General features: G+C 71.2%; 15 protein-coding genes. 2 read left to right on the top strand and 13 right to left on the bottom strand.

The annotated features are described in order from the left end of the window. Nucleotides 1–28: 28 nt before the first annotated feature. Nucleotides 29–1,354: a DUF6777 domain-containing protein gene (locus tag OHT51_RS05475; RefSeq protein WP_328877743.1), complete on the bottom strand. Its 1,326-nt coding sequence runs from the start codon at nucleotides 1,352–1,354 to the stop codon at nucleotides 29–31. A gap of 118 nt (nucleotides 1,355–1,472) precedes the next feature. Here OHT51_RS05475 and OHT51_RS05480 point away from each other — a divergent pair, with 118 nt between their 5' ends. Continuing rightward, nucleotides 1,473–2,894, top strand: coding sequence for a lipase maturation factor family protein (locus OHT51_RS05480; RefSeq protein ID WP_328877744.1), 1,422 nt, complete (start codon nucleotides 1,473–1,475; stop codon nucleotides 2,892–2,894). Here OHT51_RS05480 and OHT51_RS05485 read toward each other — a convergent pair. The 8 genes from OHT51_RS05485 to OHT51_RS05520 are packed head-to-tail and all read right to left on the bottom strand — an operon-like array spanning nucleotide 2,882 to nucleotide 10,708. Beyond that, complete coding sequence (locus OHT51_RS05485; protein ID WP_328877745.1) at nucleotides 2,882–3,715, bottom strand: amidohydrolase family protein; 834 nt, start codon at nucleotides 3,713–3,715, stop codon at nucleotides 2,882–2,884. The two genes, OHT51_RS05480 and OHT51_RS05485, sit on opposite strands and share 13 nt — an antisense overlap. Continuing rightward, nucleotides 3,712–4,026 (bottom strand): L-rhamnose mutarotase, encoded by a 315-nt coding sequence (locus tag OHT51_RS05490; protein ID WP_328877746.1) that lies wholly within the window; start codon nucleotides 4,024–4,026, stop codon nucleotides 3,712–3,714. The genes OHT51_RS05485 and OHT51_RS05490 overlap by 4 nt, the downstream gene beginning before the upstream one ends. After that, nucleotides 4,023–4,970 carry an aldo/keto reductase gene (locus OHT51_RS05495; RefSeq protein WP_328877747.1) on the bottom strand — a complete coding sequence of 316 codons (948 nt, stop codon included), beginning with the start codon at nucleotides 4,968–4,970 and terminating at the stop codon, nucleotides 4,023–4,025. Before OHT51_RS05495 ends, OHT51_RS05490 begins: the two co-directional genes overlap by 4 nt. Beyond that, nucleotides 4,967–5,722, bottom strand: coding sequence for an SDR family NAD(P)-dependent oxidoreductase (locus OHT51_RS05500; protein WP_328877748.1), 756 nt, complete (start codon nucleotides 5,720–5,722; stop codon nucleotides 4,967–4,969). Before OHT51_RS05500 ends, OHT51_RS05495 begins: the two co-directional genes overlap by 4 nt. Next, entirely contained in the window at nucleotides 5,719–7,071 is a 1,353-nt protein-coding gene (locus tag OHT51_RS05505) for an L-fuconate dehydratase (RefSeq protein WP_328877749.1), read from the bottom strand. Before OHT51_RS05505 ends, OHT51_RS05500 begins: the two co-directional genes overlap by 4 nt. Before the next feature lie 37 nt (nucleotides 7,072–7,108). Then, nucleotides 7,109–8,134: an ABC transporter permease gene (locus tag OHT51_RS05510; protein ID WP_328877750.1), complete on the bottom strand. Its 1,026-nt coding sequence runs from the start codon at nucleotides 8,132–8,134 to the stop codon at nucleotides 7,109–7,111. Further along, nucleotides 8,127–9,641: a sugar ABC transporter ATP-binding protein gene (locus tag OHT51_RS05515; protein ID WP_328877751.1), complete on the bottom strand. Its 1,515-nt coding sequence runs from the start codon at nucleotides 9,639–9,641 to the stop codon at nucleotides 8,127–8,129. The genes OHT51_RS05510 and OHT51_RS05515 overlap by 8 nt, the downstream gene beginning before the upstream one ends. Continuing rightward, nucleotides 9,638–10,708, bottom strand: a complete 1,071-nt coding sequence (locus tag OHT51_RS05520) for a sugar ABC transporter substrate-binding protein (RefSeq protein WP_328884246.1) — start codon at nucleotides 10,706–10,708, stop codon at nucleotides 9,638–9,640. Before OHT51_RS05520 ends, OHT51_RS05515 begins: the two co-directional genes overlap by 4 nt. Nucleotides 10,709–10,903: 195 nt before the next feature. Here OHT51_RS05520 and OHT51_RS05525 point away from each other — a divergent pair, with 195 nt between their 5' ends. Further along, a complete protein-coding gene (locus OHT51_RS05525) occupies nucleotides 10,904–11,608 on the top strand; it encodes a FadR/GntR family transcriptional regulator (protein WP_328877752.1) in 705 nt (234 codons plus the stop codon). Nucleotides 11,609–11,637: 29 nt separating this feature from the next. Here the strand turns inward: OHT51_RS05525 and OHT51_RS05530 are convergent, their stop codons facing one another. The 4 genes from OHT51_RS05530 to OHT51_RS05545 form a co-directional block, all read right to left on the bottom strand. Next, nucleotides 11,638–12,453, bottom strand: coding sequence for a peptidoglycan recognition protein family protein (locus tag OHT51_RS05530; protein WP_443052697.1), 816 nt, complete (start codon nucleotides 12,451–12,453; stop codon nucleotides 11,638–11,640). 92 nt (nucleotides 12,454–12,545) lie between these two features. Next, nucleotides 12,546–15,563 carry an alpha-mannosidase gene (locus OHT51_RS05535; protein WP_328877754.1) on the bottom strand — a complete coding sequence of 1,006 codons (3,018 nt, stop codon included), beginning with the start codon at nucleotides 15,561–15,563 and terminating at the stop codon, nucleotides 12,546–12,548. A gap of 26 nt (nucleotides 15,564–15,589) precedes the next feature. Continuing rightward, on the bottom strand, nucleotides 15,590–17,593 hold the full coding sequence (locus tag OHT51_RS05540; RefSeq protein ID WP_328877755.1) for an endo-beta-N-acetylglucosaminidase: 2,004 nt from the start codon (nucleotides 17,591–17,593) through the stop codon (nucleotides 15,590–15,592). Further along, on the bottom strand, nucleotides 17,590–18,846 hold the full coding sequence (locus OHT51_RS05545) for a glycoside hydrolase 5 family protein (RefSeq protein ID WP_328877756.1): 1,257 nt from the start codon (nucleotides 18,844–18,846) through the stop codon (nucleotides 17,590–17,592). Before OHT51_RS05545 ends, OHT51_RS05540 begins: the two co-directional genes overlap by 4 nt. Nucleotides 18,847–18,888 lie beyond the last annotated feature (42 nt).

Here is an 18,888-nt window from a genome sequence, read left to right on the forward strand (position 1 = left end):
CGATTCCATGACCATGTTCCGGCCTCTGTCAGCCGTTGAAGACGTCGGTCGGGCTGCCGAAGATGCTGCCGTTGGTCCGGTCGGAGGCGCCGGGGATGACGGGCGCGTCGGTGCTGTCGGGGGCGTCGGGGATCAGCCCAGCGCCGTCGGGTGCGTCGGGGGCGTCCGGGACGACCTGGGGTCCGACTTCCTCCGGGGAGCCGGTGGAGGTCCCCGGCTGCGTGCGGGAGCCGGACGGGCTGGGCCCGTCGGACGGCTCGGTCGAGCCGGGCGGCTCCGGCGGTGCGGACGTGCGGCCGGGCTCGGTCGTCGGGGGCGACGCCGTGGCAGTGGCGGTCGGACAGTCCGCGGGGAGGGTGCTGGGCGTGTCCGACGGGGCCCTGGCCGGCCTGCCGTCACTGGTCCCGGGCGCGGCGGTGGTGGTGGCGGTCGGGGTCACGCAGTCGGTCGGCGACTCGGGCGGGGAGGTACGCCCACCGGACGGCGGCGCGCTCCCGTCCTCGGGGAACCCGCTGACGTCACCGCGCGGGCCGCTGTCGTGCGGAGTCGGAGCCACCGGCTTCGGCGGCCGAACGGCGTGGTCGCGGTGGTGGCCTTGGTGACCGATCGACCGTTCGATCCAGGTGTTGTCGACGACGTTGATGATCGTGATGTTGGTGATCATCCGGATCGTCGGGGCCACCACGACCACCTGGCTCGACCGGTACCCGGACCAGGCCCGGCCGCTGGTGCCCGGGGTGCCGTGCGGGTCGACGGGCGGGGCGAGCGGGTTGCCGCAAGCGCACCGGACGCGGGGCACGCCGTGGTGGTCGACGAGGACGGCGGTGCCCGCCTGGAGGACGGACTGGTAGCCGGTTCCCATGCCGTCGCGGAAACCGTGGTTGGTGACCCGGGTGTCGGCACGCAGGACGACCGAGGTCAGCCCGCGCAGATAGGCGGGGATCGACGCCTGGGCGATGCCCGCCGCCTGGGCGAAGACGCGGGCCTTGGCACGGTCGGAGGTGAGCTGGTCGATCTGCCGCCGGACGTCACAGCTTCCGGCGCCCCGGGTGCCGCCGTACAGGCCGGGCGTCTCGCCGGACAGGGGCTGGAGCCCGGTCCGTCCCGAGTGCGCCGGCCTCGGCGTCCGGGTGATGGGCGACGGGGTGACGGTCGACGTGGCCGTGGAGTCGGTGAAGGGGTCCGGCCCCTGGTCGGCGACGGGCTGGAGGACGAGCTTGCCGCCCGTGTCCGCGTTCTCGTCGCCGGTGACACCGCAGCCGGCGGCGACGAGTGCCGCCGAGAGTGCGCAGGCCGTGACGAGGGTTCGGGTGGGTGTCCGCACCACGTCCTCCCGCCGGTCATCGGAGATCATCAGGGCATTCGTCCCTAATTGTCTGCTTCACTCACTCGGGTTACGCAAGCGGAGAGGTGGTATACGGAGAGTCACAAGGGGCGCCCGGCGCGACAATGGAGAGAGGAGGGGCACGGCCGTGGACTGGTTCACCGCACCGGACTACTGGACGAGCCGGCTGGTTTTCCAGCGGGCTCTGGCCGGTGTGTATCTCGTCGCGTTCCTGACGGCGGCGCTGCAGTTCCGCGCGCTCATGGGCGAGCGCGGCATGCTGCCCGTGCCCCGCTTCGTCGAGCGGGTGCCCTTCAGGACCGCCCCGAGCCTGTTCCAACTCCACTACTCGGACCGGTTCTTCGCGGCCTGTGCCTGGTCGGGCTGTGCGGTGTCGGTGGCGCTGCTCGCCGGGCTGGACTCCGTGGTGCCGCTGTGGGGCGCCATGCTGCTGTGGCTGGTCCCGTGGGCGCTGTATCTGTCGATCGTGAACGTCGGCCAGACCTGGTACTCGTTCGGCTGGGAGTCGCTGCTGCTGGAGGTCGGCTTCCTGGCCGTCTTCCTGGGCAACGACGAGGTGGCACCGCCGGTCGTGGTGCTGTTCCTGCTGCGCTGGATCCTGTTCCGCGTCGAGTTCGGCGCGGGCCTGATCAAGATGCGCGGCGACGCCTGCTGGCGGAAGCTGACCTGCCTGGACCACCACCACGAGACCCAGCCGATGCCGGGCCCGCTGAGCTGGTTCTTCCACCATCTGCCGAGGCCTGTGCACCGGGTCGAGGTGGCCGCCAACCATGTCACCCAGCTCGTGGTGCCGGTCCTCCTCTTCACCCCTCAGCCGATCGCCACGGCCGCCGCCGCGCTGATGATCGTCACCCAGCTGTGGCTGGTCCTGTCAGGCAACTTCTCCTGGCTGAACTGGATCACCATCGTGCTGGCCCTGTCGGCGGTGCGCTTCCCGAGCGATCCGCCGTCCGTGCCCGACGCGCCGCTGTGGTACGTGATCGTGGTCCTCGTGGTCGCCGTGCTCCTCGCCGGCCTGAGCTACCACCCGGTCGCGAACATGATCTCCCGCCGCCAGATCATGAACCGCTCCTTCGACCCGCTCCACCTGGTCAACACCTACGGCGCGTTCGGCAGTGTCAGCAGGGTCCGGTACGAGGTGGTGATCGAGGGCACCGCCGACGACGTACCGCGAGAGGACTCGGACTGGCGGGAGTACGAGTTCAAGGGCAAGCCGGGTGATCCGCGGCGCTGGCCTCGGCAGTTCGCGCCGTACCACCTACGGCTGGACTGGCTGATGTGGTTCGCCGCGCTGTCGCCCGCATACGCCGGTTCGTGGTTCGGCGCACTGGTGGAGCGGCTGCTGGAGAACGACCGCGACACGCTGAAGCTGCTGCGCCGCTCGCCGTTCCCGCCGGACGCACCACCCCGCCATGTCCGCGCCCGCCTTTTCCGCTACCGCTACACGACCTGGCGCGAGCTGCGGGAGACGGGCGCGTGCTGGGAGCGGACCTTTGTACGGGAGTATCTGCCGCCGACGCGCCTGGCGGGCGTGGCTCAGAGGTCGTAGACGCGGGTGGCGGTCGCTTCGAAGATGTGCGTGCGATCGTCCGGGCCGGTCAACTCATGTGCTGTGGCGAGTACTTGATCGTAAGGCGCCGCCAGTGTGGACACCGGCCAGTCGGAGCCGAACATCAGCCGCTGCGGGCCGAAGGCCTCCAGCACCACATCGGCGTACGGGCGCAGGTCGTCGACGGTCCAGGAGACCGGGTCGGCCTCGGTGACCATGCCGGAGAGCTTGCAGACGGTGTTCGGGAGTGCGGCGAGGGCGCGGACGTCGGACGTCCAGGGCTCGCGGGCGCCGGACGCGATCGGCGGCTTGCCCAAGTGGTCCAGGACGAAGGCGAGTTCGGGCAGAGAGGCGGCTGCCTTGGCGCAGGCGGGCAGCTGGTGGGGCAGCACCACGAGGTCGTAGACCAGTCCCGCCTCGGCCACTGCGGCCAGTCCGCGCCGTACGTCCGCACGCAGCAGCCACTCCGGATCGGGCTCGCCCTGCACCTGGTGGCGGATGCCCTTCAGGTACCGGCCGCCGGGCAGCTCCCGCAGCCGGGCCAGTTCCTCGGCGACGTCCGGGCGGGTGAGGTCGGTCCAGCCGACGACGCCCGCGATCAGCTCGTGCTCGGCGGCGAGGGCGAGGAACTCCGGGGTCTCCTCGGCGACCGTGACCGTCTGGACGAGAACGGTACGGTCGACTCCGGCGGCCCGGGCCTCGGAGGCGAGGTCGTCGACCGTGAAGTTCCTTCTCAGTGACTGGAGTTCGGGTCCCGCGATCCAGTCCTGGTCGCGCACCGACAGGTCCCAGACGTGGTGGTGGGCGTCGACGGTCGTCACGGCAGCTCCCACACGACGGGCAGCCCGGCGTCCGCGCCCTCGTCGGAGTAGTCGTGCACGACGTCCAGCAGCTCGGCCATCCGGGCCTGCCAGGCCACGTTGACCGGCAGTTTCTCCAGTTCGGCGAGCAGACGGCCGTAGTCCTCGCACTCCAGGACGTGGAAGAGGTCGGTGCCGCTGCGCCAGATCGTCCAGGAGGTGGCACCGGCGGCACGGATCGCGTCCGTGAGCCCGGCCGGCACCTCCCGGTGAGCGGCCTCGTACTCGGCGACGCGGTCCGCGCGGACCTTGGTGTGCAGGGCGACTCTCATGACGGCTCCTCGGTGACCAGGAGTCCGGTGTACCGCAGCTCCTGCCAGAAGGCCGCGGGGACCGGTGTGGCGAACTGATCGACGCAGTCGTGGACTTCGTCGGCCGAGCGGGCGCCCACCAGAACGCTCGCCACCGCCGGATGGGCCATGCAGAAGGCCAGCGCGGCGGCGCGCAGGGTGATGCCGTGGCGCCGCGCGACCTCCTTCATGCGTACGGCCCGGTCCAGCAGGTCGGCCGGTGCCTCGGCGTAGTTGTACGTCGCCCCCGGCTTGGGATCCGCGAGCAGGCCCGAGTTGAAGGCACCGCCGATCACCACGGCCACGCCTCGCTCCACGGCTGCGGGCAGCAGGTCCGTGAGCGCGCTCTGGTCGAGCAGCGTGTAGCGGCCCGCGCACAGCACCACGTCGACATCCGTGTCGCGGACGAAGCGGGTGAGCATCTCCGCCTGGTTCATGCCCGCGCCGATCGCGCCGACCACACCCTCCGAGCGGAGCTTCTCCAGGGCCGGGTAGCCCTCCCGGAAGGCCTGCTCGGCGTGGTCGTCGGGGTCGTGGAGGTAGACGATGTCGACACGGTCGAGACCGAGCCGTTCCAGGCCGGCGTCCAGGGTGCGTCGTACACCGTCCGCGCTGAAGTCCCAGACGCGGCGGTACCTGGCGGGGACGGCGAAGCCGTTCGCCAGGTCGTCGCCGGCATCGGCTTGTGGTTCCAGGCGGCGGCCCACCTTGGTGGAGACCGTGTACTCCTCGCGCGGGTGCTCGCGCAGGGCGGCGCCGAGGCGGCGTTCGGACAGCCCGAGGCCATAGTGGGGTGCGGTGTCGTAGTAGCGGATGCCGCGTTGCCAGGCGGCGGACACCGCCTCATGCGCCTGCTCGTCGGTGACCTGGGTGTAGAGGTTGCCGATGACGGCGGCTCCGAAGCCGAGTCCCCGGGGGATGCTCACTGGCTCACCGGCCGCAGGCGCAGGCCCTGCATGCCGCCGTCGACGGCGAGGGCGGTGCCGGTGGTGGCGCCGGAGAGCGGGCTCGCCAGATAGGCGACGGCGCCCGCGACCTCGGCGGCCGAGACGAGGCGGCCGGTGGGCTGACGGGCCTCCAGGGCGGTGCGTTCGGCGGCGGGGTCGGAGGCCGCGTCGAGCAGGCGGCCGACCCAGGGGGTGTCGACCGTACCGGGGTTGACGCAGTTGACGCGGATGCCCTCGCGGACGTGGTCGGCGGCCATGGCGAGGGTGAGCGAGTACACGGCGCCCTTGGTCGCGCTGTACAGCGCACGCTGCGGCAGCCCGGCCGTGGCGGCGATGGAGCAGGTGTTGACGATCGCCGCGTGCGAAGACTCCCGCAGATGAGGCAGAGCGGCGCGGGCCACCCGGACCATGCCGACGACGTTGACGTCGAGGACCCGGTGCCACTCGGCGTCGTCGTTGTCCTCGACGGTGCCCTGAGCGCCGATGCCGGCGTTGTTGACCACCACGTCCAGTCCGCCGAGGCCGGCCACGGCGGCTGCCACGGCCTCGCGTACGGACGCGTCGTCGGTGACGTCGGCGCGGAAGGCGAGCAGTGGCTTCTCGACGGAGGACGGGTCCAGGTCCAGTACGGCGACCTGGGCGCCACGCGCGGCGAGGAGTTCGGCCGTGGCCCGGCCGATGCCGGAGGCGCCTCCCGTCACCAGCGCCTTGAGACCGTCGAAGTCGCTCATGCCGCGTGCCCCTTCTTCTGCGTCTGGAGGTCGGCGGCCCAGAAGGCGCCGTCCGGGAATGTGTAGCGCTCGATCGAATCGGGCCGCATGGCGGCGGAGAAGCCCGGCGCGGTGGGTGCCGTGTAGTGACCTTCCCTGATGACCACCGGGTCGAGGAAGTGGTCGTGCAGATGGTCCACGTACTCGATGACGCGGTCCTCGGTGGTGCCGGTGACGGCCACGTAGTCGTACATCGACAGGTGCTGGACGAGTTCGCACAGGCCGACGCCGCCCGCGTGCGGGCAGACCGGGACGCCGAACTTGGCGGCGAGCAGCAGGATGGCGAGGTTCTCGTTGACGCCGCCGACGCGGGCCGCGTCGATCTGGACGACGTCCAGGGCGCCGGCCTGGAGGAGCTGCTTGAAGACGACCCTGTTCTGCACGTGTTCGCCGGTGGCCACCTTCACCGGGGCGACGGCCTCGCGGACGGCCGCGTGGCCGAGGACGTCGTCGGGGCTGGTGGGCTCCTCGATCCAGTACGGGTCGAACTCGGCGAGGGCCTTGGTCCAGCGGATCGCCTCGGCCACGTCCCAGCGCTGGTTGGCGTCGATCGCCATGCGGACGTCCGGCCCGACGACGGAGCGGGCGACTCGGCAGCGCCGTACGTCGTCCTCCAGGTCGGCGCCGACCTTCAGCTTGATCTGCCGGAAGCCGTCGGCGACGGCCTGGGCGGCGAGGCGGCCGAGCTTGTCGTCGTCGTACCCGAGCCAGCCGGCGGAGGTGGTGTAGGCGGGGTAGCCGCGCTCCAGCAGCCGGGCCGTGCGCTCCTCGGCTCCCTCCCGGCCCCGGCGCAGGATGGCCAGCGCCTCCTCGGGGGTGAGCGCGTCGGTGAGGTACCGGAAGTCGATCTGGCGGACGATCCACTCCGGGTCGGCGTCGGCGAGCAGGCGCCACAGGGGCTTGTCGGCGCGCTTGGCGGCCAGGTCCCACACGGCGTTCATGACGGCGCCGATCGCCATGTGCATCACGCCCTTCTCGGGGCCGAGCCAGCGCAGCTGGCTGTCGCCGATCAGGTCGCGGTTGAGGGTCCCCGGGTCGGCGCACAGTTCCTCGACGGGCCGGCCCACGACGTGTCCGCGCAGCGCCTCGATCGCGGCGACCTGGACCTCGTTGCCCCGCCCGATGGTGAAGGTGAATCCGTGCCCCGCGTGCCCGTCCGTCCCGTTGGTGCGCAGCACGACGTAGGCGGCCGAGTAGTCCGGGTCCGGGTTCATCGCGTCGGAGCCGTCGAGCTCGCGCGAGGTGGGGAAGCGGATGTCGTAGGTGTCGAGCGCGGTCACGCGGACGGGGGGACCGGGGGTCGGGGACACAGAGGGCCTTTCGGTCGATGGTGGGGACGGCGCCGGGTCAGTCCTGCGCACGGCCCGTCGTCACGCGGGCGATCATGAGGGCGACCAGGATGATTCCGCCGTAGATGGCCTGGATCCAGAACGACGGGACCTGGGCGAGGGTGAGCAGGTTCTGGACGACACCCAGGAGGAGTACGCCGGTCAGGGCGCCGAACATGGTGCCCCGGCCGCCGTCGAGGCTGATGCCGCCGATCACCGCGGCCGCGAACACCGTGAAGATCATGTTGTTGCCCTGGTTGGCGCTGATCGCCCCGACGTAGCCGGTCTGGATGATCCCGCCGACGGCCGCGAGCGTGCCCGCCACGACGAACACGCCGAGCATCACGCGCTCGACCCGGATGCCGGCCGCGCGGGCGGCGTCCGGGTTGCCGCCGATGGCGTACAGGGCGCGCCCGATGCGGTGGTACTTCAGCACGAACCCGGTGATCGCGAAGGCGGCCGCCGCGAGCCACACCGACATCGGGATGCCGATGAAGGTCGTGGTGGCGAGGGAGTAGAAGCTGTCGGGCATGCCGAACAGCGTCTTGCCCTTGGTCGCGCCGACCAGCAGTCCGCGCAGGACGATCAGCATCGCGAGCGTCACGATGAACGCGTTGAGCTTGAACTTGACGACCAGGACGCCGTTGAAGGCCCCGACGGCCGCGCCGACCACGAGGACCGCCAACAGGGAGAGGGCGGCGGGGAGCTCGGTGCCCCAGCCGGACTGGGCGGCGGGCAGCACGAGGAGCGCTCCGACGGCGGGTGCGATGCCGACCACCGACTCCAGCGACAGGTCGAACTTGCCGGTGATGAGGACGAGCGACTCGGCCAGCACGACCATCGCAAGGGCGGCGGAGGCGCCGAGGATCGAGATCAGGTTGCGTTCGGTGAGGAACGAGTCGTTCACGACCGCGCCGAGCACCAGGAGGAGCAACAGGGCCGGGACCAGCGCGAGTTCGCGGGCACGGCGGAGCAGGACCGTCCTGGCGGCACGGGCGTCCGGCACCTTGACGGGCAGGGCCGGTGGGGCCTTGGTGTCAGCCATTGTTGGCCACTCCTTCGATGGAGGCGATCAGCTCGTGGTCGCGCCAGCCCGCCGGGTGCTCGGCGACGACACGGCCGTGGAACAGGACGAGGACGCGGTCGCAGCGGCGCAGGTCGTCGAGTTCGTCGGAGACGACGAGTACGGAGGTGCCGTCCTCGCGGGCGCTGTCCATGCGGGCGAGCAGGGATTCCTTGGACTTCACGTCGACGCCCGCGGTGGGGTTGATCAGCACGAGCAGACGGGGGTCGGAGGCGAGGGCGCGGGCCATGACGACCTTCTGCGCGTTGCCACCGGACAGGTCGGAGACGGGCTGGTCGGGGCCCTCGGTGTGGATGTCGAGACGGTCGATGAGGGCGTTGGCAAAGCCGCGCTTGCGGTCGGTCCCGACGAAGCCGAAGCGGCCGAGCCGGTCGAGGACGCTCATGGTGGCGTTGTCGCCGATGGTCATGCCGGCGACCAGGCCCTGGTCGTGCCGGTCGCGCGGCACACAGGAGACGCCCGCCTTGAGGGCGGCCTGCACATCGCCGAACGGGAGCCGTTCACCGTCCAGTCGGGCACTCCCGCCGGTCGGGGTGTGCAGTCCCGCGAAGGACTCGGCAAGCTGGATCTTGCCGCTGCCGCTGATCCCGGCGAGTCCGACGACCTCGCCGCGGCGGACGGTGAGGTCGATGTTCCGGTACGCCGGTGAGGTGAGCCCGCGGGCTTCGAGCAGGACGGGGGCGTCGTGGTCGACGTCCCCCGGGTCCACGGCCTGTTCGGCGATGGTCTCCAGCGACTCCCCCGCCATGGCCTCCACCAGTGCCCGGCGCGGGAGTTCGGCGACCGGTGCGGTGGTGATCCAGCGGGCGTCCCGCAGGACCGTGACGGTCTGGCAGACCTCGTACACCTCCTGGAGGTGGTGCGAGATGAACAGGAAGGTGACGCCGGAGTCCTGGAGCGCCCGCATCCGTGTGAACAGCCGCTCGATCTCGCGGTTGTCGAGCTGGGCGGTGGGCTCGTCGAGGATGATGAAGCGGGCGCCGAAGCTCAACGCCCGGGCGATCTCGACCATTTGGCGGTCCTCGACCTTGAGGTCGGCGGTGCGGGCCCCGGGGTCGACGTGGACGTCCCAGGTGGCGAGGAGCCGGGCGGCCTCGGCGCGCAGCTTGCGCCAGCTGATGAAGCCGCGCTGAAGGGGCTGGCGGTTGATGAACAGGTTCTCGGCGACCGTCAGCTCCGGGACGACGGTGGGCTTCTGGTAGACGCAGGCCACCTTGCGGCGCCAGGCGTCCCGGTCGGCCGGCGCGGGCGCGGGCTCGCCGTCGAAGCGGACCTCGCCCTCGTCGGCAGCCTGGAGGCCGGTGAGGATGTTGACCAGGGTCGACTTGCCGGCGCCGTTGCGGCCGACGAGGGCGTGGGACTCGCCGGGCATGACGGTGAGCCGGCCGTCGGCGAGGGCGGTGGTGGGCCCGTAGCGCTTGACGATGTCGCGCGCCTCGACGAGGGGTGTGATCACGGCCGTACTCATTTGACCGTGTTGCCCCAGAGCTTGGGGTCTTCGACGTTGTCCTTGGTGACCAGCGGGGCGGGCAGCTGGTCCTCCAGGATGCCGCTGGGGAGTTCGACGATGGTCGAGTCGTGCTCCGTCGGGCCGGGCTTGAAGGTCTTCCCCTCCATCGCGGCCTTGATGTAGTACATGCCGTACTTGGCGTACAGGTCTGCGGGCTGGGAGACGGTCGCGTCGATCTCGCCCTTGCGGATGGCGTCGAACTCCTGCGGGATGCCGTCGTTGGAGACGATGGTGATGTGGCCCGACTGGCCGGCCTTCTTCAGCATCCCCTTGGACTTGAGGGTCTGGATGGTCGGCGCGAGGTAGACGCCGCCGGCCTGCATGTAGATGCCCTTGATATCGGGGTTGGCGTTCAGGAGGGTGTCCAGCTTGGAGGCCGCGGTGTCCGACTCCCACTTGGCCGGTATCTCCAGGACCTTCAGCTTGGGGAAGTTCTTCTTCACGCAGGCGCGGAACGCCTCCGAGCGGTCACGGCCGTTGACCGAGGCGAGGTCGCCCATGATCTGTACGACCTTGCCGGAGGGGATCTGCTCGCCGAGGTACTGGCAGGCCTTCTCGCCGTAGGCCACGTTGTCGGCGCGCACCACCATCGCCACCTTGCCCTTGTCGGGCGCCACGTCGACGGCGACCACCGGCACGCCCTTGCGCTCCGCCTGGTCGAGGCCCGCTTCGATGGCCGCGCTGTCCAGCGGGGCGACGACGAGGCCCTTCACGCCCTGGTTGAGCTGGTTGTTGATGTCGGTGATCTGCTGGGAGGGGTCACTGTTGGAGTTGACCGTCTTGAGCGCCTCGACGCCTTCGGAGTCGGCCATCTTGGGCACATAGTCGTTGTACGACTGCCAGAACGGCGAGGTCAGCAGGGGCAGGATCACCCCGACCTTGCCGCTGCCGCCGCCTTCGGCGCTCGCGGCGCCGGTGTCCTTGGTGCTGCCGCACGCGGCGAGCACGAGACAGGCGCCGACGACTGCGGCCACCGCTTTACCCCTCCGCGAACTGTTCTGCTTCCGCGCTGTCGTGCCGTGCATCTGGCCGTGCATCTGGCGGCTCCTCGTTGAGCGTGTTCGAGCAGATGCCCGCATATTTATCAGACCACTTCGCCGACGCAACACCCTCGGGAGGCAGTTTTTCGGTGTTTCCAGCCGTAGTGGTCGGACCAACCTGGTGATTACACTGCGGCTCACCGGGCCCGCTCAGGCGCCTCGGGCGACGGGAGGAACGGCGTGGAAGACGAGACGGCCCCGCAGAAGGGCACCGTGACACAGCGCGCCCTGGAGCAGATCAAGGCGATGATCGCCGAGGGCCGGCTGGAGCCCGGCCAGCGCCTGCCGACCGAACGCGATCTGGCGGTCCAGCTCGGCATCTCCCGCAGCTCGATGCGCGAGGCGATCCGCGCACTGACGGTGCTGGGGGTGCTGGAGGCCCGGCACGGTTCGGGCATCTACGTCACCCAGTTGGAGGCCGGCGACCTGCTGGAGACGTTCGGCGTGGTCGCCGACCTCTCCCGGGGACCGCGTCTCGTGGAGCTGCTGGAGGTGCGCCGCATCCTGGAGTCGACGGCGACCGCGCTGGCGGCGGCGCGCATCACGCCGGACCAGCTCGCCGAGGTCGAGAAGCATCTGACGGCGATGAACGCCACGGAGGACCCCGAGGAGATCCTCGCCCACGACCTGGCCTTCCACCGCGTGATCGCGGCCGCCGCCGGCAACGACACCATGGCCGCGATCCTGGAGGGACTGTCCTCCCGTACCTTCCGGGCCCGCGTCTGGCGCGGCTACCAGGAGGAGGGCGCCTTCACCCGCACCCGCCGCGAACACGCCGCGATCCACCGCGCCCTGGTGGCCCACGATCCGGAGGCGGCCAGGGCCGCGGAGGCCGCACACGTGGGCGAGGTGGAGCAGTGGCTGCGCATGCAGCTGGGCGGCTGATCGCCGCCCGGCGGCGCCCGCGCCGTTCGCTACGGCTTCACGTCGAAACCGTGCTCCCGGCCGAGCGTCTCCAGTGACGCCCGGCCGGGGATGCCGTCGGCATCATCGCCGGTGAGGCCGCAGCGGCGCTGCCAGGCTGCGTAGGCCTCGACGGTCGACGTGCCGAAGTGGCCGTCCGCGAGGCTCGGTCCGAGGAGGCCCTCGGCGACGAGCGCCTTCTCCACGATCTTCACTCCGGGGTACGACACCGGTGCGCCCGGCGCGGCCGGGTCGTTCAGCGCCGCGGCGACCACCTTCGACACGTCGACCACCGGCCTCGGTGCGGGATCGGGCGGCGAACCACCCGGTCGCGGCGCACCCTCCTTCACCCACGCGTACAGGTGCCGGCCCGGACACTCCGTGGCGAGGCCGTCCCGGTGCCCCTTGATCTCGATGCCGGCACCGTGCTTCCGCAGCAGCTCGATCCCGTCGCGGATCGCGCCGAGCATCGCGTCCGTCGGCTTGGTGAGCCCCTCGTCGCCGACCAGACCCATGATCGCGTAGTGGCCGCGGTTGAGGTCCTGGTTGCCATTCGCCCCGGTGCGTTTGCCGAGGCCGCGGCCCTCCAGGAGATGGCCGTGCGGGCAGGCGCCGTAGTTGTAGGCGATGTCCGAGTAGTTCTCCTTCTTGTTCGCCAGGTGGTCGACTCGGATCTTCTTCCACTTGGCGATGCAGAGACCGTGGTCTTCGAGGAGCCGCAGGCTGACCGGCGCGCCTTCGTAGTGGACTTTGACGCCCTCGGTCGATGTCTGCGTGGGTGCGGCGGATGCGGGCCAGCCCAGCTGGGCTCGCGTGACGAGCTTCAAGAGTGCCTCCAAGGCGCACATGGGACGCCGAATCGCCTTGATTCTGAGGCCGGTTGCCGCTCGCCACGCGATGCCGCGCCGCCGTTCACTCGTCAGTGGACCGCAGTCCGCCGCAGCCGCAATGTCACCAGTTCGAAGGGCCGCAGCCGCAGGGCGACGCGACGGCCGTCGTACGACGGTGTCTGCGGCAGCGGGCGTTCCAGCAGGTCCGTCGCCGCGACGTCCGCGACGTCGAAGTCCGCCGTCAGCGTGGCCCGTACCCGGCCGCCGTGGGCCTCGTGGAGGCGCACCACCACATCTCCGCTGCCGTCGTCGGCCAGCTTGACGGCCGTGATGACGACCGCGTCCTCGTCCACCGTCACCAGCGGCGCCACCTCCCGCGCGCCGGTGACCGAACGCTCCGGGAGGTTGATCCGCCAGCCCTCGCGCACCGCGTCCCCGATGCCCGCGCCCGGCACCAGGGCGTGCCGGAAGCGGTGGACGCCCTGGTCGGTCTCGGGGTCCGGGAAGCGCGGGGCGCGCAGGAGGGACACCCGGACCGTGGTGGTCGTGCCGCGGTCGCCGTCGGTGCGGACCGCGCGGGTCACGTCGTGGCCGTACGTCGAGTCGTTGACGACGGCGACGCCCCAGCCCGGCTCCTCCAGGTGCACGAACCGGTGGTTGCAGGCCTCGAACTTGGCCGCCTCCCAGGAGGTGTTGGTGTGCGTGGGCCGGTGGAAGTGCCCGAACTGGGTCTCGGACGCGTACCTTTCGGCGTGCACGTCGAGCGGGAAGGCGAGCTTCAGGAACTTCTCCGTCTCGTGCCAGTCCACCTCGGTGTCCACCACCAGCCGCCGCTCCCCGGGCGCGAGGGAGAGCAGTTGGGTGACGCGGGAGTCACCGAAGGACCGCACGATGCGCACGCCCTCCCCCGCGGGGGCGATCTCGTCGAGGTCGGTCAGGTCGGTGACGGTGTTGCGGTAGAACTCGTCGACGTCCCAGGCGTCCCACATGTTCGGGAAGTCGGGGTGCAGTTGGAGCAGGGCCGCGGCCGAGCCGGGCGCGATCGTCTCGCGGTCGGCGTCGAGGTCGTACGCCGACACGACCAGGCCCCGTGCGTCGATCTCGACGCGCAGCAGGCCGTTGTCGAGGACGAAACCGCCGTCCGGACGGGGCGCGAGCGCCGTGCGGCCCTCGGTCGCCGGGGGGCGTGCACCGCCCGCCGGTACGCCCTCGCGCGGGTGCGGGGCGGAGTTGAAGACGAGCTCGGTCTCGCCCTCGCCCGACAGGGCGCGCTGGGCCGACTCGATGATCGCGGTCAGCTCGCGCGCGAGGCGCTCGTAGGTGGCGCGTGCCTCGCGGTGCACCCACGCGATGGAGGAGCCGGGCAGGATGTCGTGGAACTGGTGCAGCAGCACCGTCTTCCAGATGCGGTCCAACTCCTCGTACGGGTACGGGAATCCGGCGCGTACGACGGCAGTCGCGGCCCACAGTTCCGCCTCGCGCAGCAGGTGTTCGCTGCGGCGGTTGCCCTGCTTCGTCCTTGCCTGGCTGGTGAGGGTGGCGCGGTGGAGTTCGAGGTAGAGCTCGCCGACCCAGACCGGCGGGTTCGCGTACTCGGCCTCGGCCTTCTCGAAGAACTCCGCCGGGGTCTCCCAGACCACGGTCGCCGAGCCTTCGAGGTCCCGCAGCCGCGCGGCCTTCGCGACCATCTCGCGGGTGGTGCCGCCGCCTCCGTCGCCCCAGCCCGTCGGGGCGAGGGAGTGCCGGGCGACGCCCTTGTCCTTGAAGTTGCGGGCCGCGTGGGCGATCTCGCTGCCCTTCATGGAGCAGTTGTAGGTGTCGACGGGCGGGAAGTGGGTGAAGATCCGGGTGCCGTCGATGCCCTCCCACTGGAAGGTGTGATGCGGGAACTTGTTGGTCTGTGACCAGGAGATCTTCTGCGTCAGCAGCCATTTGGAGCCCGCGGCCTTGATGATCTGGGGCAGTCCGGCGGCGAAGCCGAACGTGTCCGGCAGCCACGCCTCGTCGTTCTCGACGCCGAACTCGTCGAGGAAGAACCGCTTGCCGTGCACGAACTGCCGGGCCATGGCCTCCGAGCCGGGCATGTTGGTGTCCGACTCCACCCACATACCACCGGCCGGCACGAACCGCCCGTCCGCCACCGCCTTCTTCACCCGCGCCCACACCTCGGGCCGGTGCTCCTTGACCCACGCCCACTGCTGGGCCTGCGACATGGCGAAGACGAAGTCGGGCTCGTCCTCGATCAGCGCGGTCATGTTGGAGGTCGTACGGGCCACCTTGCGCACGGTCTCGCGCAGCGGCCACAGCCATGCCGAGTCGATGTGCGCGTGCCCGACGGCGCTGATGCGGTGGGCGGACGGCACGGCGGGCGTGGCCAGGACACCGGCCAGCCGTTCCCGCGCCCGCTCCGCCGTGCCGCCCACGTCCTGGAGGTCGATCGAGTCGAGGGCCTGATCCACCGCCCGCAGGATGTCCCAGCGGCGCGCCGAGTCCACCGGCAGTTCGGCCATCAGCTCGCCGAGCACCCCCAGGTCGATGACCAGCTGCCAGACGTTCTCGTCGAGGACGGCGAGGTCCATGCGGGTGAGCGTGTACTGCGGTTCGCTGCCGGCGGTGTCCTTGTCGCCCAACTGCGTGGGCAGGAAGGGGTGGTAGTCCAGGATGACCGGGTTGGACGCCGCCTCGATGTGCAGCCTCACCTGTTCCCCGCCCTCGACGGGGGCACCGATGCGCACCCACTGGTTGCGCGGGTTGAGGCCCTTCACCGGGGTGCCGTCGGGCCGGTGGACGAGGCCCTCGCACTGGAAGCCGGGCATGTTCTCGTCGAATCCGAGGTCGAGGAGTGCCTCGACCGTCCGCCCGGCCCACGCCTCGGGCACGGTCCCGGTGACCCGGAACCAGCTGGTGCCCCAGGGAGCACCCCACCGCGCCCCCACCTCTATCGGCTCGGGTTCGGCCGCGAGTCCCTCGGCGACCGGCACCGGTTCGCCGGGCGCATGCCACACCGCGACGTCCAGCGGCACGGACTCGGGGTACACGGCGGGTCGGATGCGCTCGTCGAGGACGCGCTTGAGGCGGGCTTCGACCAGGCTGCGGTCGTCATGCATGCGGGGTGCTCCAAGGGTGAGGGCGGTTACCAGGTGTGCGTCACGGTCACGGGGGCCGACGAGGTGTAGAGCTCCCCTACGGCACGCAGGTCCAACCGTGTGGTCTGCTCCCCCTGTTCGGGTTGCAGGCCGGCGACGAAGAAGGCCGGCTGGCAGGTGCCGCCGAGGAAGCGCCGGGTGCCGTCGGGTAGCACGCGGTGCAGGGTGTGGTGGCGTACGTCGCCGGGGCCGGGGTTCCACGCGAGGCGCAGGTCTGCGCCGGACGCCGCGGTGATCCGGAAACCGGTCGGCGCCGCCGGCGTGGCGGCGGCCTCCCGGACCGCGATCCCGCCCAGCCGCCACTTCACGGCCCCGCCCGTCGCGGTGAGCCGGACGCCGATCGCGTGAGCGGTGCCGGTCAGGCCTGCGAGCCGTACGGTCGAGGTTTGCCATGTGCTGCCCGAGTCCACGGGGAAGTACGTGTACGGCGGTGTCGCGCCCGGACTGCTCGGCTCGGCCGTGGCCACCGCCACCTCGACCTTGACGCTGCCCGCGTCGGTCCGGTGGGTCAGCTCGACAACCGTGTCGGCGGTGATCGGCAGGCGGGTCGCGTAGGCGTCCACGACCGCCGGCTCGTCCATTTCACCGTCGACGAGCACACTGCTCCCGCCGCGCCACGCGTCCTCGAAGTCGAACGTCACGGCGGGGCGCTGTCCGTCGGTGTGCACGACCCAGCGCCGGGACGGCAGCCGGTCCTGGAGACCCAGATGGTTCCACGGCTTGTCCGACGTCACCTTCCCGTCCTCGTACCACCGCAGCCCGTGCCCGGTGTTGAACACGCTCGCGAACGGCAGCTCCGTGACCGTCGAGCGGTCGGCGACCGACACGGCCGGTGCGCGCCAGACGTCCGTGCCGTCCGGCCGCGACGGGTCCAGCGAGCGCCCGGTCCAGAAGCGGTCGTCGGCGGCGTGGAACGCCCCCGGCCCCCGGCCGTCCGCGGGCAGGTGGTTGCGTGTCCACTCGGGCCGGTAGAAGCCGACCGACACGACGTGCGCCTTGTCGCGGGGCACGATCGCGTCCCAGTTCACGGACGAGTTCCAGCCGTTCGACTCGACGTCGACACCCGCCCACAACTCGTAGCGGCTGCGGCCCAGTTGCCCGGCCCGCTGTCCGGACGAGGTCAGCTTCGCGGCCGTCCACCGGAAGTCGACGAACATGTCGTCGGCGGCCTGGAAGAACGCCTCGTTCTGGGAGTTGAGGGCGCCCTGCCAGCTCACGGACCCGTTCACGGTCATCGAGTCGTACCAGGTCACGCGCTGGCCCTTGGCCTTGGCGAGGGTCTTCAGCTCGCGCATGAAGCCCAGCATCGCCGAACCCAGCGCGGTGTTCCCGCCGCTGGTCTCCGCGTTCACGAACCACCCGTCGAACCCGTACGCGTCCGCGACCGCGACCAGCCGTTCGGCGAGCGGATACCGCCCGGCCGCGTCCTTCTGCACCAGGTCTCGGGTCCACTGCAGCTGCCCGCCGTAGGCGACGGGCGGCAGGAATACGTTGCCGAGGACGGGCACCCCGTGCCGGTGAGCGGCGTCGACGATCGGCGCGTTCGGCGCGAGGATCAGCCCTTCCCCGGACGAGCCGCCCCAGAAGACCAGCTCGTCGATGTACGCCCAGTGGGTGAGGGCGTAGTAGTCGGCGGTGGCCGCGCCCTGCGAGGGGTTGCCGGCGGTGGGACCGAAGGACACCAGGGACTGGATACGGGCCTGGCCCGCGCGGGCGGTCGGGTTCGCCGGCGTCGGCGTGAAGCGCGGGGCGAGCGGCACGGTCGCCGCGTTGAACGCGAGGTCCGGGTCGTCGGCCGGACGCCAGGACTTCAGGCTGCGCCAGGTGATACCGGTGCCCGGGGTGCCGGAGGGCAGCGAGTCCGGGTACCAGTAGGAGGCGTACGGCTGGAGCGCGGCGGCCTTGAGCCGCGGTGCCGCCACCGCCGGTGACGAGGGGAGCATCGCGGCCGTGGCGGCGGCGATGAGGACGGTGCGTCTGGTGGGTTTCACGAGCGGGTGCCTCCTTGTGGGGTGGGGAGTACCTGATCGGGTGCGACGACCTCGGTGATGCCGCGCGCCGCCAGGTGTTCCTGGTCGGCGGCACGCACGTCGAGGACGGTGGTGGGGCGGACGCCGTCGGCGACCAGCCGGAAATAGGCGTCGAAGACCGCGCCGCCCGGCGCGCAGAGTGAGCGGGTGGACGGGTCGGCGGGCACGATCAGCGCCGTCGTACGCGGCTCGGGCGGCCGTGGCGCCTCCTGGGCCGCCCGCTCCAGAACCCGGGCGGCGTCCTTCGGTTTCCGGTCGTTGGTCAGCAGGCCGAGCCCGTATTCGAGCCCGGGGAAGTCGGCCAGGTCACGGGACACGTCGTGCGAGCACCACCAGGTGATCCCCCACAGGTCGGGGCAGTCCAGGGCGTTCGCGACGGTCGCCTCGGTGAAGGCGGCGGCGTGCTCGGGCGGAACGAGGGGCGCGGGCGCGCCGACCTCCTGGAGCCAGACGGGACGGCGCGGATCGGCGGCCCAGGCCTTGCTCAGCTCGACGAGGTAGGCGGCGTGGTGCTCGGTCGGGACGGAGATACGGCCGTGGCGCTGGGCGGTGCCGTTGAAGACCCAGGAGTGCACGGCCGTGACGGCGCCGTGCCGGGCGGCCTGGGCGGGCGTGAACGGCTGGTCGTCCTGGTACCAGGTGGCGTCGTACTCGGCGTGCAGGTGCAGCCGCCCGGGGGCGCCCTCCTCGCAGGCGGCGAGCATCCGCGTCAGCCAGCGGTCGATCTCGTCCTCGGTCGCCCGGTCGGGGTCGGGATGCGGGCCCGCCGAGAACTGGTTGACCTCGTTGCCGAGGGTCATGCCGAGAAAGTTGGGGCGCTCGTCGAGGGCGGCGGCGAGGGTGCGCAAGTAGGCGGCCTGGCCGTCGAGGACGTCCGGGTCGGTGAAGAGGTTCCGGCGGTGCCAGGTCCGGGTCCAGGCGGGCAGGAAGTCGAAGCTGCTCAAGTGGCCCTGCAGACCGTCCACGTTGACGTCGAGGCCGCGTTCGGCGGCGGCGTCGACGAGCTGGACCAGCTGCTCGACGGCGCGGCCACGGATCAGGGTGCGGTTCGGCTGGAAGTACGGCCACAGCGGGAACACCCGGACGTGGTCGAGGTCCAGCGCGGCGATGGAGTCGAGGTCGGCACGTACGGAGTCGAGGTCGAAGTCGAGCCAGTGGTGGAACCACCCGACGCTTGGGGTGTAGTTGACGCCGAAGCGCACGGCAGAAGGCATGCGTGTCCTTGTGACGGAGGTGCGACGAGGTGCGGCGGAGGT

It is taken from the genome of Streptomyces sp. NBC_00299, from assembly GCF_036173045.1.
In the GTDB taxonomy this organism is placed as follows: domain Bacteria; phylum Actinomycetota; class Actinomycetes; order Streptomycetales; family Streptomycetaceae; genus Streptomyces; species Streptomyces machairae.

Excerpts from the sequence above, each read along its gene's own strand:
- OHT51_RS05520 (WP_328884246.1), bottom strand. The coding sequence starts at position 10,708 with ATGCACGGCACGACAGCGCGGAAGCAGAACAGTTCGCGGAGGGGTAAA.
- OHT51_RS05490 (WP_328877746.1), bottom strand. The coding sequence starts at position 4,026 with ATGAGAGTCGCCCTGCACACCAAGGTCCGCGCGGACCGCGTCGCCGAG.
- OHT51_RS05475 (WP_328877743.1), bottom strand. The coding sequence starts at position 1,354 with ATGATCTCCGATGACCGGCGGGAGGACGTGGTGCGGACACCCACCCGA.
- OHT51_RS05545 (WP_328877756.1), bottom strand. The coding sequence starts at position 18,846 with ATGCCTTCTGCCGTGCGCTTCGGCGTCAACTACACCCCAAGCGTCGGG.
- OHT51_RS05535 (WP_328877754.1), bottom strand. The coding sequence starts at position 15,563 with ATGCATGACGACCGCAGCCTGGTCGAAGCCCGCCTCAAGCGCGTCCTC.
- OHT51_RS05510 (WP_328877750.1), bottom strand. The coding sequence starts at position 8,134 with ATGGCTGACACCAAGGCCCCACCGGCCCTGCCCGTCAAGGTGCCGGAC.
- OHT51_RS05515 (WP_328877751.1), bottom strand. The coding sequence starts at position 9,641 with ATGAGTACGGCCGTGATCACACCCCTCGTCGAGGCGCGCGACATCGTC.
- OHT51_RS05500 (WP_328877748.1), bottom strand. The coding sequence starts at position 5,722 with ATGAGCGACTTCGACGGTCTCAAGGCGCTGGTGACGGGAGGCGCCTCC.